This window comes from Chitinophaga sp. 9-1-y (assembly GCF_059511905.2).
In genome coordinates this window covers 1,694,958-1,710,605 of record NZ_CM197955.1, presented here as the reverse complement: position 1 = coordinate 1,710,605, position 15,648 = coordinate 1,694,958, and the positions used below count along the sequence as shown (strand labels likewise).

General features: G+C 47.4%; 11 protein-coding genes. 3 read left to right on the top strand and 8 right to left on the bottom strand.

The features are described 5' to 3' along the window. Positions 1-7 precede the first annotated feature (7 nt). From AC5ZC7_RS06745 to AC5ZC7_RS06730, 4 genes are all read right to left on the bottom strand, one after another. Positions 8-3,328 carry a SusC/RagA family TonB-linked outer membrane protein gene (locus AC5ZC7_RS06745; protein ID WP_496160353.1) on the bottom strand — a complete coding sequence of 1,107 codons (3,321 nt, stop codon included), beginning with the start codon at positions 3,326-3,328 and terminating at the stop codon, positions 8-10. A 68-nt stretch (positions 3,329-3,396) separates the two neighbouring features. Continuing rightward, positions 3,397-4,617 (bottom strand): FecR domain-containing protein, encoded by a 1,221-nt coding sequence (locus tag AC5ZC7_RS06740; RefSeq protein ID WP_496160354.1) that lies wholly within the window; start codon positions 4,615-4,617, stop codon positions 3,397-3,399. 92 nt (positions 4,618-4,709) lie between these two features. Further along, a complete protein-coding gene (locus tag AC5ZC7_RS06735; RefSeq protein ID WP_496160355.1) occupies positions 4,710-5,306 on the bottom strand; it encodes a sigma-70 family RNA polymerase sigma factor in 597 nt (198 codons plus the stop codon). Between the two features lie 117 nt (positions 5,307-5,423). After that, on the bottom strand, positions 5,424-7,427 hold the full coding sequence (locus AC5ZC7_RS06730; RefSeq protein WP_496160356.1) for an FAD-dependent oxidoreductase: 2,004 nt from the start codon (positions 7,425-7,427) through the stop codon (positions 5,424-5,426). 185 nt (positions 7,428-7,612) lie between these two features. Between AC5ZC7_RS06730 and folD the strand changes: the two genes are divergently transcribed. Then, positions 7,613-8,464, top strand: coding sequence for a bifunctional methylenetetrahydrofolate dehydrogenase/methenyltetrahydrofolate cyclohydrolase FolD (gene folD / locus AC5ZC7_RS06725; protein ID WP_496160357.1), 852 nt, complete (start codon positions 7,613-7,615; stop codon positions 8,462-8,464). Positions 8,465-8,607: 143 nt separating this feature from the next. Beyond that, positions 8,608-9,111, top strand: coding sequence for a DinB family protein (locus AC5ZC7_RS06720; protein WP_496160358.1), 504 nt, complete (start codon positions 8,608-8,610; stop codon positions 9,109-9,111). Here the strand turns inward: AC5ZC7_RS06720 and AC5ZC7_RS06715 are convergent. The 4 genes from AC5ZC7_RS06715 to AC5ZC7_RS06700 all read right to left on the bottom strand — a co-directional run bounded on the left by AC5ZC7_RS06715 (position 9,097) and on the right by AC5ZC7_RS06700 (position 12,223). Then, positions 9,097-9,597, bottom strand: a complete 501-nt coding sequence (locus AC5ZC7_RS06715) for a DinB family protein (RefSeq protein ID WP_496160359.1) — start codon at positions 9,595-9,597, stop codon at positions 9,097-9,099. The genes AC5ZC7_RS06720 and AC5ZC7_RS06715 overlap by 15 nt on opposite strands. A gap of 37 nt (positions 9,598-9,634) precedes the next feature. Continuing rightward, positions 9,635-10,228, bottom strand: a complete 594-nt coding sequence (locus AC5ZC7_RS06710) for an outer membrane beta-barrel protein (protein WP_496160360.1) — start codon at positions 10,226-10,228, stop codon at positions 9,635-9,637. Positions 10,229-10,353: 125 nt separating this feature from the next. Beyond that, a complete protein-coding gene (locus tag AC5ZC7_RS06705) occupies positions 10,354-11,460 on the bottom strand; it encodes a Gfo/Idh/MocA family oxidoreductase (protein ID WP_496160361.1) in 1,107 nt (368 codons plus the stop codon). 232 nt (positions 11,461-11,692) lie between these two features. Continuing rightward, entirely contained in the window at positions 11,693-12,223 is a 531-nt protein-coding gene (locus AC5ZC7_RS06700; protein ID WP_496160362.1) for an OmpA family protein, read from the bottom strand. A 201-nt stretch (positions 12,224-12,424) separates the two neighbouring features. Here AC5ZC7_RS06700 and AC5ZC7_RS06695 point away from each other — a divergent pair, with 201 nt between their 5' ends. Then, the gene (locus AC5ZC7_RS06695) at positions 12,425-15,565 is read left to right on the top strand and encodes a glycoside hydrolase family 31 family protein (RefSeq protein ID WP_496160363.1); all 3,141 of its coding nucleotides are present in this window, start codon (positions 12,425-12,427) and stop codon (positions 15,563-15,565) included. Positions 15,566-15,648 lie beyond the last annotated feature (83 nt).

Sequence of the window (15,648 nt, the reverse complement as noted above, 5' to 3'; positions counted from 1 at the left end):
GATGGTTTTAGAAATTTACATTAACACCAAAACTGTAGACCTTCATCACAGGATAGTTATCCGCCACACCCACGGCGGTTTCTACGTCATATCCTTTCCAGAATTTATTGGCGGTAAACAGGTTTGAGCCGTTTACAAAAACACGAAGACTACTGAGCTTCATCGATTTGGTCAGGTGAGGGGGCAGGGTATAACCAATTTGCAAATTCTTCAAACGCAGATAGGCAGCGCTTTTCATCCAGAAACTGGAAATCTGTTGGTTGTTGGTACCACCGAATACCAATCGAGGAAAAGCGGCGTCTTTATGTTCCGGTGTCCAGTAGTCTTTGAACCTTTCCTGTGCAGTACCACCTACAGAGCTTACATAAAACGGCATGATGCCGGCGCCATAAATCAGTCCGTCTACTTTACCTACACCCTGCAGAAATAAGCCAAGGTCGAAGCCTTTCCAGGCAGCATTCAAACTTATACCATAGGTATAACGGGGAATGGTGTTGCCCAGAATTACTTTATCGCTTTCATTGATGATGCCATCACCATTCTGATCTTTGTACTTGATATCTCCCGGCGCAATGGTGCCGAATTGGGTAGCATGTTTGGCTACTTCATCAGCATCCCGGAAGAAGCCTTCTGCCTGTAGTCCGAAGATGGCATTCACGGGATAACCTTCCCTGCTCACGGTAACCGCCGATTGATTAATACCGTGCATGTCTACCACTTTATTTTTTACATCCGATACATTTACACCGATATTGTATTTAAAATCTTTGATGGCGCCGTCGTAGTTAACACCCAGTTCCCAGCCTTTATTGCTCACTTTACCTGCGTTCTGGTAGGGTGCTTTCAGGCCGGTGATCAGCGGGATATTCAGCAGCAGGAGAATATCTTTTGTTTTGCTGCTATAATAATCTGCTGTTATAGAGAGATGTGAAAACAAGGTGACATCTAATCCTACATCACTCATCTCGGTAGTTTCCCAGGTGATATTTTTGTTCGCCAATGCGTCCATTGCGGCGGCATTTACAATTTGTCCGCCGATGGTATAGGAGCTAAGATTCACCACCGTAGCCGATGGGTAAGTGCCTATGTTCTGATTCCCCAGCTTTCCCCAGGAACCACGCAGTTTCAGTTCATTCAACGCAGGCTTCAGCGCCGCCATGAAATCTTCTTCTGAAATACGCCAGCCGGCAGATGCAGAAGGGAATACGCCCCACTTCCTGCCTTCTGCGAAACGGGAAGAACCGTCGTTACGAATATTCATTTCCAGCAGGTACTTTTCTTTATAGTTGTAATTCACCCTGCCGAAAAAAGAGCGCAGCGACCATTCCGATCCACCCCCTCCATTTTTCATATTGCCCGCGCCGCCGGCGTCCAATACCGGGTAATCGGGTAATACGTAGTTATCGCGGGAGGCAGATAATATATCCTGCCGGTAGTTGTTTTGCTCAGCACCGGCCAGTACTTTTACATCATGCTTACCCCAGGCTTTGTGAAAGGTGAGCGTACCACGCATATTGTTGTAAAACTCGCGCTGACTGCTTACCTCCAGTGCGCTGATCTGTGGATTCCTGTTAGCCAGCGTACCATCGGGATGATAGGTTTGCAGCGCTTTGGTAAATTTATTCGTATAGGTTTGTACGTATTTGGGCGCGATATTAAAAGAGGCGGTCAACCATTCTACCGGCTGATAATTAATGGTGGTATTAATGCTACCCCAGGGAGCGCTTAGCTTCTTTAATCCCCCTTCTTTTGCGGAAGCAGCGGGGTTGTTGCCTACCCATCCATCGCCACGGGTGCCGTTGGAGTTAACAGCCAGCTGATTGGGCGAGATGTTATTCATATAGGCAAAGATGGCGTCTACACCAGCGGAAGGTTCTGTAGTAACAGGACTGATATATTGCAGGTCAAACTGCATATTCAGCTTTTTAGAAAAAATGATGTCGTTGTTAGCGCGAATGGTAAGGCGCTTAAACTCAGATTGTTTAATCAACCCTTTCTGATCAAAATATCCTACCGACAACAACATTTTCACTTTATCGGTACCACCGTTTACGGTTAAGAAATGACTTTGCTGAAAGCCGGAACCGGTAAGCACTGCTTTCTGCCAGTCTGTGTTAGGTAACGAATCTGAACTGCCGTTGCCTTGCCGGCGGTAGCTTTCCAGCAATGATTCCGCGTAGAGTGGCGTACGGCCTGAGTTTTTATAGGCTTCATTCGCCAATAACATATAGTCGAGTGCGTTAGTCAGGTCTGGCAAGTTGGTGGCACGTTGCCAACCTGCATAATTGTTATAGTTGATGGAAAGTTTGCTGCTCTTGCCTCTTTTGGTTGTTACCAGTATCACGCCGTTAGCGGCACGGGAGCCGTAGATTGAAGCGGATGCAGCGTCTTTCAACACGGTAACAGACGCAATCACATTGGGATCGATGTTGTTAATAGATCCTTCTACTCCATCTACCAGTATCAGCGGATCCGGGTTTTTCAATGTTCCCCAGCCGCGGATGCGGATGGAGCCGCCATCGCCGCCGGGTTTACCATTGCCTTGTGTGATGGTAACGCCGGGCATGGTGCCTTGCAGCCCCGCAGAGGTTTGTCCTACCGGCCTGGCCGCCAGTGTTTCACCGGATACGGTGGCTACGGCGCCGGTGAGGTCTACCTTTTTCTGCGTGCTATAGCCTACTACCACTACTTCTACAAGCGACTTAGGCGTAGGAGATAACCGGATATGAAAAGTAGATTGCTCCTTTACCGGCTCCTGTACGGTTTGATAGCCGATGCTGGAAATCGTGAGTACATCCTGGTCGTTGATATTGTTAATAGTAAAATGTCCGTTAACATCTGTTTGTACGCCTTTCGACGTAAACTTCACGCCAACGGATACACCGGGCAAGCCCATGCCGGTGCTATCCGTGATGGTACCGGTGATGGTTTTACCCGGTAGCTCTTTTCCATTTACGGGCGCCGCTTTAGCGCCAGCGGCGCTTTTTTTTATCACTACGGTACCGTATTTAATCAGGTAAGTGAGTGGCAGGTCTTTCAGACATATCTTCAGGGCCTCTTCCAACGTTTTGTTTTTGATATCTACACTCAGCGGCGGCGTATTTTCCAGTAGTTTTTCATCACAGATAAACTGGTAGCCGGTTTGTTTACTGAGCAAATCAAATACCTTGTCTAACGGCATTTTACTGACCGATAGTTTTACGGTTTGTGTTTGTGCATGGGCGGTGAAAGCACCTGCCAGCAACACGCAGCCAAGCAGCCATATTTTGAGTGTAGCCGACATGCGACTCCTCCTTCCCTGGGAGCGGGAAATGGTAAGCAATTCCATATTATCTTTTGGTTGAGTTTTACATATATTCAGGCAGGTGTTGAACGTGGAAACACCGCTGACAATAACTATTTCATTTCTGCCGGCATCACCGTGATACGATTCCCGATGGTGCTGAAATGTACCATCCCGGTTTGTTCCAGCAATTCCAGCAGTTGTGCAACATTTTCTTTGCGGGTCATGCTGCCATATAATTTAATACCAGATAAGTCTCCTTTGTAGGCAATCTCTACATCGTACCAGCGGGCTATTTGCCGCATGATCATCGGTATATCTGTTTTGTGAAATCTGAATTCACCGTTTTTCCAGGCTACTACGTCTGAGATATCCGGGCGACTGATACGAAACGCCTTACCCACATCATCTATACTGGCCTGCTGTCCAGGTTGCATCAGCGAAGTAGCGTTACCTTGCGATACACTCACCGCACCTTCCAGCAGCGTAGTTTTCACGGGGCCTTCATCGGTATAAGCCATCACGTTGAAGTGCGTGCCCAATACTTTTACGGCCATACCGCTGGTGTGCACCATGAAAGGTTGTTGGGCATTTTGCGCCACTTCGAAATAAGCTTCTCCTGTGAGGGTAACCGATCTGCTGTTACCGGTAAATGCTACCGGGAATCGCAGGGAAGAGGCGGCATTCAACCATACCTGGCTACCATCCGGTAATTCCACCTGGTATTGGCCGCCTTTAGGGGTGCTGATGGTATTATATTGCGGCGCTGTCGTTGCATGGTTGCTGCCGGCAGCATACGCTAAACGGCCGTGTTGTAGTTTAATAATACGGGTACTCCCCTGTTGTCTCAAAGCGCCATTTTGCGCGCTATCGAGTTCTATCACACTGCCATCTGCCAGTGTCAGTATCGCCTTATCTCCTGCCGGGATGGTGGCGGGCATTACGTGATCTGCAACAGTGGTTTTAACGGGGATACTCCGGTACCACCAGGCGCCTGCCCCCAGCACTAACAGGAATATAGCGGCAGCGGCCAGTTTATAGAGAATATGAATACCGGGAGATGTGGAAGCAGTAGCCGGCAATTCCGCTACAGATTCTTTTCCCATCGCTTCTCGTATAGACGCTACCGTTATTACCTCGTTGAAAGCCTGTTGTACATCTTTTTTAGGTGTGGCCGTATAGCGATCCTCTGCCAGGATAGCGGCAATCATATCACCCAGTGCCGGTTCATGGTCTGTCTTCTGCACCTGTGCCTGCAAACATTGCAACTCTTCCGGGGTGATGTGATCGCCCAGGTACTTTTCCAACAATGTTTTTAATTCCTCGTTTGACATAAAACCAGATAACAGATCAGCACACTCTCATGAAGGGCTGTTATAATAAAGACGAAAAAAACAGGCGTCCGAATCCTTGCCTCCCCAACTTTTTACTTCCCTAACCACAGCAATAATAAGATCCCGGTAAGGTGACCGGCTTTGGCCGACAAGTGTTTCCGGATTGCGGCAATAGAACGGGCAATATAGTTCTTGGAGGTAACGCGTGATATGTTCATCTCCCGCGCAATTTCATCATGCGACATGCCCTGGAAGCGACTCAACCGGAACGCCAGCTGCATCTGCGTTGGCAACCGGTCGATCGCTGCATTCAACTGTATTTCTACATCCTTGAATTCCAGTTTATCCTGCGCGGAAGGGAGATCTGATGGCAGATACACATCCTGGCCGTTTTCGGGCACTGTAGGCAACACGCGCTTACGGAATTCATCCAGGATCATGTTTTTGGACATGGTATATAAAAAGGCATCAAAGCGGTTGACAGCCGTTAACCGCTCCCGGCTCATCCACACCTTGATAAATATTTCCTGTGTGAGATCCTCCGCTTTGGCTGCTGACTTCACAAACTGCAAGGTGTTGGCGTACATCTTCTCCCAATAACGGTCAAACAATAGTCGGAAGGCCTGTTGGTCTCCGGCAGCCACACGCTGCAACAGCTCTCTTTCAGTATGTAAGCTATCTTTCAGCAAGGAAGGTCATGGAATTTATTACAAAATAATCATTTTGTGGAATTACCTCAGTTTATGCCCGCTATTCCTAAAGACGGGAAAAAATAGCTTCCGAATCCTTCCGGCTCATTATTTTTTTTAACGGGGGATAAATAACACGGCATCGGCCACCACCACGCCCCCGGTTTTATGGTTGTCTATTTCCACATACGCACTGTTGCCAGCCGGTAAATCATAAGTGCCCAAATTCACCCATTCCCCGGAAGTTTGTCCCAGCACTTTCACCGTAGCCGCCGCTACCTGTTTTTCGGTTACCCGTTTGCCGTCGCTCACTTTTACCTGCATATTGCCATCTATTCCAGGCACACGCGGTACGTACGTGTACACATCGTATTTACCTGCTTTCTTCACTTCTGGTGTAAAGCGCACTGATTTCGCCACCGCTCCCTTGCTGTCGTCTGTCAGGAAAGTGGCGCCATATCCCCCATGGATGAGCGTTTTCCATTCGCCCGTAATGGTTACATGGGCGGCGTCATTATCATCTACCAAAATCTCCGGTGTGCTGTTATTCGCCAGCGGATCTGCTGTTAACAATTGTTGCACTTTCTTTACATCTGCTTCCTGTACGGAACGGTTTTGATCAATCGCCACTGCCGCTGCCGTGGCCGCGGATTGACCCAGCACCATAAATACCGGCTCCATACGAATAGAACCATAGGCAATATGCGAAGCCGATAAACATACCGGCACCAGTACATTGCGTGCATCGGTAGATTTAGGGATAATAGACCGGTAAGCAATGGGATAAGGACTCAAGTTGCCAATCTCCACATCGCCTTCATTTTTTACCATACCGTTTACGACTATACGCTGGCAATTATGCGAATCCATACCATAAGCGGCCATACCTACGCCATCAACTACTTTCTCTTTGCCCTCGCAATTGGCTTGCGTCATCACGTAGTCGCCGATCATGCGCCGTACTTCCCGTACGTACATTTGAGGCGACCAATGGCCATTGTCGGTATATTCGTCTTTCGGATAGCCCCAGGTAAGCATTTCCTCCCGCAGGTGGGCCGGTACCCGTAGATCATGTCCAATAAAATATAGCAATCCTTTCGTGTATACTTCGTGATCATGAATGATTTTCCGGCGGGTAGCATAGTCTGCTTCCGGATAATTGTAGTTCATCCCGATCATATCGGTGGAAAAAGCGCCTTTATTGTTGATATCCGTTTTACCATTGGGCATCAGGTCCAGCTTCAGCATGGGCCCCAGGCTTTTAGGCTGGGTATGTTCCAGCAGGCGGATTAATAATTCATACTTAGTGGGATCATATCCTTCCGGCGCGGTAATCGGGATCCGGTTGTTGGGCTGATTACTCAGGCAAATCCGGAAGTTGTAGGCCTGTACAAATTTATCGCCGGAGCCATGATCCGCGAGGGTGCCGCTGCTGATGCCCCAGAGCAGGCCACTTTCCGGCTTACCAGGTGTTTTGTAGGGATCAATGCCATCAGGAAACTGGTGCATGTCCCGGAGCTGCACGCCGTTATAGGTTTCGTTATACTGGCTGTTAGCTTCCCGGCCCACTGTGTAGGGAATGCCAGCTTTGGCCATCAGGTCGCCTTCGTAGGAGCAGTCAATAAACATTTTGGCTTTCACCACGCGGGTATCAGCGCCATTGATCACGATTTGCCGGATATACCCATTTTCCTTTTGTGCGCTGCGGATGGTATACTCATACAGCACGGGCACTTGGGCGCTGCGGATGTATTGCTGGAAAATATTTTCCGCTACACCCGGCTCAAAAATCCATTGTTCCAGCTGGCCATAGTGCTTCCCGATGCGACGGTAGAAGTCGCGCGATAACCCCGTAATCGCATACTTATTGCCGATATCGGTGTAGCCCAGTCCCCCGGTAGTAAGGCCACCTAAATGCTTGTCCGGCGATACCAGGATAACAGACTTATGTAATTGTTTGGCTGTATAAGCGGCAATAACGCCGGCGGAGGTACCTCCATATACACAGATATCCACTTCCACAGGAGGGGTGGCATATACCGCGTGACCAGCGGTTAACAGGCCACAAATGCCCAGTAGCCTCCATTTCAGGGAGGAAAAGATCTTGGTGCTTGTTTTCATACGCAGAATGACCATTTGGAAGGTCTTATATCCTAAAGACGAAAAAAATAGCGGTCCGGATTCGTGGGAGGAAAAATAAATTTTGCCCGGGGAGATATCAGGCGTTCCAAATTATGGCTTGTTAAGTATCTTTGTGCCCTTCAATGATTCGCAGATACCGCAACAAATAACTAAAAGATTTTAATATGACAGCAACATCTGTATTGCTAGACGGGAAAGGTTTATCCAAAGAAATGGAAGCTGCTTTAAGTGTCAGGGTAGCGAAAGTGATTGCCCAAACAGGCGTAGTACCGGTACTGGCAACGATCCTGGTAGGTAATGATCCTTCTTCTGAAGTATATGTAAAAATGAAAGGCAATGCCTGTGAGCGAGTAGGCATGAAATCCCTGCGGGTACATTTACCGGAAGCAACCACCACGGAAGAGTTGCTCGCTGAAATTGAGAAATTAAATAACGACGATCAGATTTGCGGTATCCTGTTACAGCACCCGGTTCCTCACCAGATTGATGAAAGGGCCTGTTTCGATAAAATCGCTATTCATAAAGATGTTGACGGCGTTACCTGTTTAGGGTTTGGCCGTATGTCGATGAATGAACCTGCCTATGGTAGTGCTACTCCGGCTGGTATCATGGAACTGTTGAAACATTACAAATTACCTATTGCCGGCAAACATGCGGTGGTAGTGGGTCGTAGCCCTATCCTGGGTAAGCCTGTTGCCATGATGCTGCTGAATGAAAATGCTACCGTTACTATCTGCCATTCCAAAACCAACAATTTACCGGAGCTGATCAAACAGGCCGACATTGTGGTGGGTGCAGTAGGCAGACCAGAATTTATCAAGGCGGAATGGATTAAAGACGGCGCTATTGTAGTCGATGCCGGCTATCATAAAGGCGGACTGGGTGATATCGAAATCAATAAAGTGAAAGATCGTGCCGCTGCTTACACCCCGGTACCCGGCGGCGTTGGTCCAATGACCATTGCTACCTTAATTGCGCAGACAGTGGCATCTGCCGAAAAGAAAATTACTGCTTAATAACACAACAACGATTAACGACGCTACCGGCAACAAACCGGTAGCGTTTTTCTTTGTCGCTTTATGCCAGCTATATTGGCGTATTAACCCCCGCTCCAAATCAGGATATCCGTTTAAGTTTGCAGCAGATAAAACATGCTGTTATGAGAACTGCACTCCTCCAAGATATTGATCACACCGGCAGCACCTTACTTCGACTGCTTTCGGCTTTAAGTACCGAACAATTGAATACGCTGCCTTTCGAGGGTAGCTGGACCGCCGCACAGCTGGCAGAGCATATCTGGAAAGCGGGCGACTGCAGCCTGCTCTATGGCCCTACCGCCCCTACTGACCGGATACCGGATGAAAAAGTAGATGCTATCAAGGCCATGTTCCTGAACTTTAGCTTTAAGATGCAATCGCCTGAAATGATACAGCCTGGCAATGACTATCATACCCGGGAAACCGTACTCGGTAACATTCACCAGGTATGGGAAAAACTTACAAATGCCGCTAACACGCTGGATTTAGAAGAGGAGTGCACCAGCTTTGAAGTGCCGGGGTTTGGGCCGTTCACACGGTATGAGTGGATACAGTTCATTAATATTCATACGCAACGACATATACACCAACTGCAAAATATACAATCGCATTTATTGCGCGCCTGATGATCCGGTTAAACGGTGCTTCATCCTTTCTATTTGCCGCCGGTGACGTAGTATATGAACAATAGCATGTTCCATCAATTGCTCAATATCGTACCACTGGCCCCAGTTCGTCAATATTTTTTCCGACTGGGCCATGCGTTCCAGCTCATCATCTTTTACTGCTCCCAACACCTGTGTGGTAAAATGAAAGGCGTCCTGTATAGTAGCAATAAACAAGGTAATGGTGGCATGCAGCGTTTTCTCCGGTTTCGTATAGGCATTGCCTTTAAAACGGTGAATATAACCAGCGTAGGAATACATGGAATTGGCGACATGTGCCAACACCGTTTGAATAGAGCGACAATCCGGGTTTTGCGTAACCGGGTCAACAATGGCCACCAACGCTGTATCCGGAATATCCATGATACAAAGAATCAGTTCCCCTATGGCTCTTTCATATTCATCTAGTAAAGCGCCAACAGCGCCTTGTCTATATACTTTATACATGTTGTGCCGTTCCTTTAACGGAACAGCACAAAATTAATTATTTAAAGTTAATCCCCAATCCTACCTGTGCCTGCTGTGTTTTCCACTGATAGCGATCATCAATGTTATTCACATTAGATAACCCATATACATACCGCGCATACACATGTAAAATATCAAATGTAAAAGTAGCGCCGGCAGTAATGCCCAGGTCGCTGCGTTTAAAAGCCGATTGATTATAAGTGAGCAGGTTTTCATTGGCATAAAACAAATAACTGTACTCCGGACCCGCATTGATGGTGATCTTTTTATTGATGTTATAACGCAGCAACACCGGCAGCGTGAGGTAGCTCAGTTTAATATTTTTGTTGGCCTGGTCATTACTGTTGTGAATATAGCGGGAGCTGAAATCATCGCCACGTTTGGGTCCTGCCTGTGAAAATAATAACTCCGGCTGAATACCCCACTTTTGTGTAAAATCATAGATGGCAAAAAAACCGATTCTGCCCCCCATCGTGTAGTTCGATTTAATACCTTCTCCATTCAGCTTAAACATATTCAGATCAGCTTTAAGGCCATAATGCAATTGCTGTGCGTTGGCTACGGCAACCGCCGCGCACAGGATAGTGATAGCGAATAATCGTTTTTTCATAGTGATCAATTTGACCGTAAAGAAACGAATTGATCACATGGCTATTGCAGCGCCAAAGCTACTAATAGATGATCCTGCTGTTTTTCACTATCATGTACGGAAATTCCTCGGCCAATCAAAAAGGCTTAAAGCTGCAAATTCACTTTTTGCCCGGTTTTTACTGCTTTATAGATGCCGTCAATGATTTTTAAGTCCTTCAACGCTTCTTCTCCGTTCACAGGTACCACCGGTTGTTTGCCTTCCAGCAGGATGCCCGCCATTTCTTCCATCTGCACGGTTTGATGGGTAACATGCGGCTGCGTTAACTCTCCCTTATTGGTGCGTCCCTTAATAGGACCATAACCGGTAGATGGCCACAATTCAGCAAACCCCTTCTCCCCGTTCAGAAAGAAGCGGTCCAGGTTGTTCATGTTATAGGTAGACAGGCACGACGCCACCGCGCCACTGGGAAAGCCCAGCTGGAATTGAATCGTTTCATCCACACCAGGCTTAAATTTCACCGGGTCTGTTTTGGTTTCCTGCGCCGTTACCCACACCGGTTCTTCTCCCACCATATAACGGGCGCCGTTAATCGCATAAATACCAATATCCATCATAGCGCCGCCACCAGCCAGTTGCTTGTTCAACCGCCACTGCGTGGGGTCGCCAATACGGAAACCACATTGCCCCTGGAAAAACAGGATCTTTCCCAGCTCCCCGCTATTTCTCATCCGGATGATCTCCAGCGTTTTGGGCTCAAAGTGCATCCTGTACCCTACCAACAGCTGTACTCCGGCCTTTTTACAGGCATCGATCATTTCCTGCGCTTCCTTTGCATTCACCGCCATGGGCTTCTCACAAATTACCTGCTTACCGGCAGCGGCTACACGTATTACCTGGTCGTGATGCAAGCCATTGGGCGTGGTAATATATACCGCATCAATGTCGGGGTTGTTTTTGATCTGGTCGAAGTTGTCGTAGTTATAACAATTCTTCTCCGGGATACCGAAACGGCCCTGCCAGTCCTTTATTTTAGCGGGGGTACCGCTGATCACCCCGGTAAGTTTTGCTTTTACACAAGCTTTCATCGCTTCTGCCACCCGGTTGCCATAACTACCCAATCCCATGATGGCTACTTTTAGAACAGGCCCATCATAGCGGTTAGCACGGGCAGCCCAGCCAGCCAGTGGCATTAACGGCATCACAATAGCAGAAGCGGCAATTTTTTGCAGGAAATCGCGACGTGAATTCATAACGGGAATATTTTGGGTTTCAGATAGAATAATAATACAAAAAATATTCTGCTATGTAGCGGATTTTGTCTTGGGACAGGATTATACTGATTATACTGATTTTCTGTTTGATTGTAAAAGATTAGGGGAGATATAAGCCGCTTGCTTATGTCTCCCCTAATCTTTTATATCCAATAAAATCAACAAACAAAATCAGTATAATCAGTATAATCCTGTCCCAAGACAAAATCCGCTACTGTTTCACATCATACAGGATCACAAACTCCACTCTCCTGTTCTTCGCTTTACCGGCTTCTGTATCGTTGGTCGCAATAGGATCACGGTCAGACAAGCCCCAGGTAAACATCCGGTCGTTGCTCACATTAAAACTGTTCAGCAATTGTTTGGCGCCGGCTGCACGTCTTTCTGATAAATCACGGTTATAAGTGGCGGCACCGGTATTGTCGGTATGGCCGGTGATCAGGATCTTTGTTTTGGTATACTTGTTTAGTACTTCCGCAAAATGACCAAAAGTAGGCTTCACACTTTCATTCACCTGGTCAGAGGCGGTTGCAAAAAGAACATTGTTGGGGAAAATCACTTTGACACTATCTTTGATAATGCTTACTTCCGCTTCATTCAACACATTTTTCAGCTCTACATACTGCTTGTTCATATATACCTGCTGACTACTGGTTTTCTTTGAAGATGCGCAGGAAGCCATTACAACAATGGCCATCAGAGCCAGCAAACAATAGCGTGAGGTCAATAACATTCTTTTCATGATCAGACGTATTAGGCCACAAAGGTATGTAAAATAGGCATTATCAAGCTGTTGCGGGGACAATCTATCATATTATCAAAACAGGATATATATCAAAAAACCCGGAAAATGTCATTTCTTTGACCCTTATCTTTATCAAACAGTAACAGCAACAGCGGGTAAGCTACCTTTACTACTGCTGATTTTAACGGTGAACAATACATGAAAAAACTACTGCTATTTGTTTTTTTAGCTTTTTCGGGTGCAATCACTTTTGCACAAACGTCAGAAAAATCCAAAGTTTTCTGGCAGGAAAGTTTTAAATCCAACAACCTTCCCAATGGATGGAAAAATGTGGATTCCAGTAAAAAGGATCTCAACTGGATTGTAACGGATCAGCCCTATCCCGGCTCCTATCAATACCAGCAACAGGCGCCGCCCATTGCTTCCCGCAGCCGCGGGTATCACCTGCAATTCCAGGCAGGCTACTTTGTAGACGAAGACCAACCATCGTGGGTGAAAAAGAAAGAATATCCGGACACCTGGGTACAAACCGGCGCTATCGACTGCGCCAGCAAATCTTCTGTGATATTGCGCTTCCAGCATACCTTCCGGTACAACAGCGAATTTGCTGCTCCCGGAGCCGCCCTGCTGGTAGGTGTTAGCACCGATGGCATAAAATGGACCGACTACAACGTCATGAACAATATGCCCGCCGCCAATGATATGTTTATCCCGGTTAACCAGGAACTCAATATCACAGCAGTAGCGGCGCATCAGCCCCACGTATATATCCGTTTCTACTGGAAAGGATTTTATAGCTGGTATTGGATGATCGATGATATTGAACTGGCAGAAGCCTATAAAAAAGACCTGGCTATTACCCGCCTGACTTCCCACCAGGAACAAAAAAACACCTTCACCAACGCCGATGCACTGGCGGTGACCGTTAAAAATACGGGTATTGAAACCGTAAAAGCTGGCTTTAAGGTAAGTTGTAAAATAGATCAGCATAGAGAGATCAGTACCGCCGTACCCGCCGGTAAAAAAGGACTGGCGCCAGGAGAAGAAGTAACCGTGAAATTTCCAGCCACTGATTTAACAGACCGCACCATGCACGCACTCACTTTTGTGTTGCAGGACGCCGGCGATGAAAACGCCGCCAATGATACGTTGCGTGCACGGGTGAATGCCAAAGAATCACATATCGGTAACCTCACTGATTTTAAAGGCAGCGGCCATGAATTTGATATCAAAGCGGGCTTATCGGCTTTTAAACTGATTTTCTATACAGATGATATCTTCCGTATCTGGATGGCGCCGGACGGCGAATTCAGCAACCCTGCCGGCAATGACATCGTGGTAGATTACACACCCGGTAAATCAACGGTAACGGCAACGGATAAAGGAAATTACTACCAGGTAAAAAGCAAATCTTGCGTAGTACGGGTATACAAGCAGCCATTGCGCTTTGCCATGTATGATGAAAATGATACCCGGGTGATCTGGGAAGAAGCAGCGCCCTTATCTTTCGGCGCCAGCACTACCCAAACCATGCATCGCCAGCCGGAGGAATACTTCTATGGCGGCGGTATGCAGAATGGTTACTTCTCCCACCGTGGCCAGGAAATATTAATCGAAAAAGGCAATGGATGGGATAATGGCGGCAGACCCAATCCTGCCCCGTTCTATATGTCCACCGCCGGCTATGGCGCCTTCAGAAATACCTTTGATGTAGGCCGCTATTCCTTCAAAGAGGAGCTACAGTTTGCACATAATGAAAATCGTTTCGACTGCTTCTATTTTTACGGGCCTTCTTTAAAACAAATCCTCAACGGCTATACGCAGATCACCGGACGTCCCTTCTTAATGCCCCGCTGGGCACTGAGCCTGGGCGATGCCAACTGCTACAATCGCGGTGGCACCGGCACAGACTCCAAAGCATATAAAGGCACCGGTACCACCGGTACTACGCCGGACGTAATTCAACTGGTAGCTGACAAATACATTGAAAACGATATGCCCCGTGGCTGGATATTGCCCAACGATGGCTACGGTTGTGGCTACACGAAACTGGATTCCACCATTATGGAATTACATAAACGTGGCTTCTACACCGGCTTGTGGACAGAAAACGGTGTAGATAAAATGGCGAGAGAAGTAGGTACCTACGGCTCCCGCCTCGCCAAGCTCGACGTAGCCTGGGTGGGACCCGGCTATAAATTTGCGCTGGATGGTTGCAGGGCTGCCTACGAAGGCATTGAAAATAACAGCAATGCCCGTGGCTATATCTGGAGCGTAATGGGTTGGGCCGGCACCCAGCGGTATTCCACGGTTTGGTCTGGTGATCAGTCGGGCAACTGGGAATACATCCGCTTCCACATCCCTACCATTATTGGTGCGGGACTGTCTGCGCAAAATGCCGCCACCGGCGACGTAGACGGTATCTTCCGTGGCAGTGATTCCACCTATGTTCGCGACCTGCAATGGAAATGCTTTACACCGGTATTTATGGTGATGAGTGGCTGGGCAAAGAAAAACAAACAACCCTATTTGCAAGGTGCTGAAAATACAGCCACCAACCGCAAATACCTCCAGCTGAAAATGCGGATGACGCCTTACATGTATACCCTTTGTGCGGAAGCACATGCTACCGGCATACCTGCTTCCAGGGCGATGGTATTAGAGTTTCCGGAAGATGTGGTGTGCAAAGGTACCCAAACGGAATACCAGTTCATGAACGGGCCTTCCCTGCTGGTAGCACCAGTATATAAAAGCGAAGGAAAAAGAGACAGTATCTACTTGCCCGCCGGCACCTGGTACGACTACTGGGATGGTACCGCCTATAGCGGTCCTACCGTGATCAATAACTACCATGCCCCGCTGGATAAATTGCCGCTGCTGGTAAAGCAAGGTGCGATCATTCCAATGTATCCAGTCATGAACTTTGATGGAGAAAAGAAAACGGATACACTTACACTGGATATTTATCCTTCCGGCAAATCTTCTTTTGACTTATATGAAGATGATGGACTGACACGTGCCTATAAAACCGGCGCTTTCGCCCAAACCCTGCTGGAAGTAGATGCTACCAAAGGCGTACAGGTAAAAATCAATGCCGCCAGAGGCGCCTTTGATGGCATGCACGCAAAAAGAATCTATCTGCTGGATATACATCAACCGGCGAAACCTAAAAAAGTAACCGTGAACGGACAATCCGTAAAAATATTCACCGATCAGCAGGCATTCGATAAAGCCGCCACTGGCTGCTATTTCAATGCTAACGAGAAAAAAGGTATCCTGCATATCAAAACCAACTGGCTCAGTACTACTGCTGCGCAGGAATTACGAATTACGAATTAGGAATTACGGATTTGTGGGTAGATAGTAAACGAGAAAGTCAACTTCTCGTTTACTATCTACCCATAATTCATAATTCCCTATTA

Excerpts from the sequence above, each read along its gene's own strand:
- AC5ZC7_RS06730 (WP_496160356.1), bottom strand. The coding sequence starts at position 7,427 with ATGAAAACAAGCACCAAGATCTTTTCCTCCCTGAAATGGAGGCTACTG.
- AC5ZC7_RS06700 (WP_496160362.1), bottom strand. The coding sequence starts at position 12,223 with ATGAAAAGAATGTTATTGACCTCACGCTATTGTTTGCTGGCTCTGATG.
- AC5ZC7_RS06705 (WP_496160361.1), bottom strand. The coding sequence starts at position 11,460 with ATGAATTCACGTCGCGATTTCCTGCAAAAAATTGCCGCTTCTGCTATT.
- folD (WP_496160357.1), top strand. The coding sequence starts at position 7,613 with ATGACAGCAACATCTGTATTGCTAGACGGGAAAGGTTTATCCAAAGAA.
- AC5ZC7_RS06695 (WP_496160363.1), top strand. The coding sequence starts at position 12,425 with ATGAAAAAACTACTGCTATTTGTTTTTTTAGCTTTTTCGGGTGCAATC.
- AC5ZC7_RS06715 (WP_496160359.1), bottom strand. The coding sequence starts at position 9,597 with ATGTATAAAGTATATAGACAAGGCGCTGTTGGCGCTTTACTAGATGAA.
- AC5ZC7_RS06710 (WP_496160360.1), bottom strand. The coding sequence starts at position 10,228 with ATGAAAAAACGATTATTCGCTATCACTATCCTGTGCGCGGCGGTTGCC.
- AC5ZC7_RS06740 (WP_496160354.1), bottom strand. The coding sequence starts at position 4,617 with ATGTCAAACGAGGAATTAAAAACATTGTTGGAAAAGTACCTGGGCGAT.
- AC5ZC7_RS06720 (WP_496160358.1), top strand. The coding sequence starts at position 8,608 with ATGAGAACTGCACTCCTCCAAGATATTGATCACACCGGCAGCACCTTA.
- AC5ZC7_RS06745 (WP_496160353.1), bottom strand. The coding sequence starts at position 3,328 with ATGGAATTGCTTACCATTTCCCGCTCCCAGGGAAGGAGGAGTCGCATG.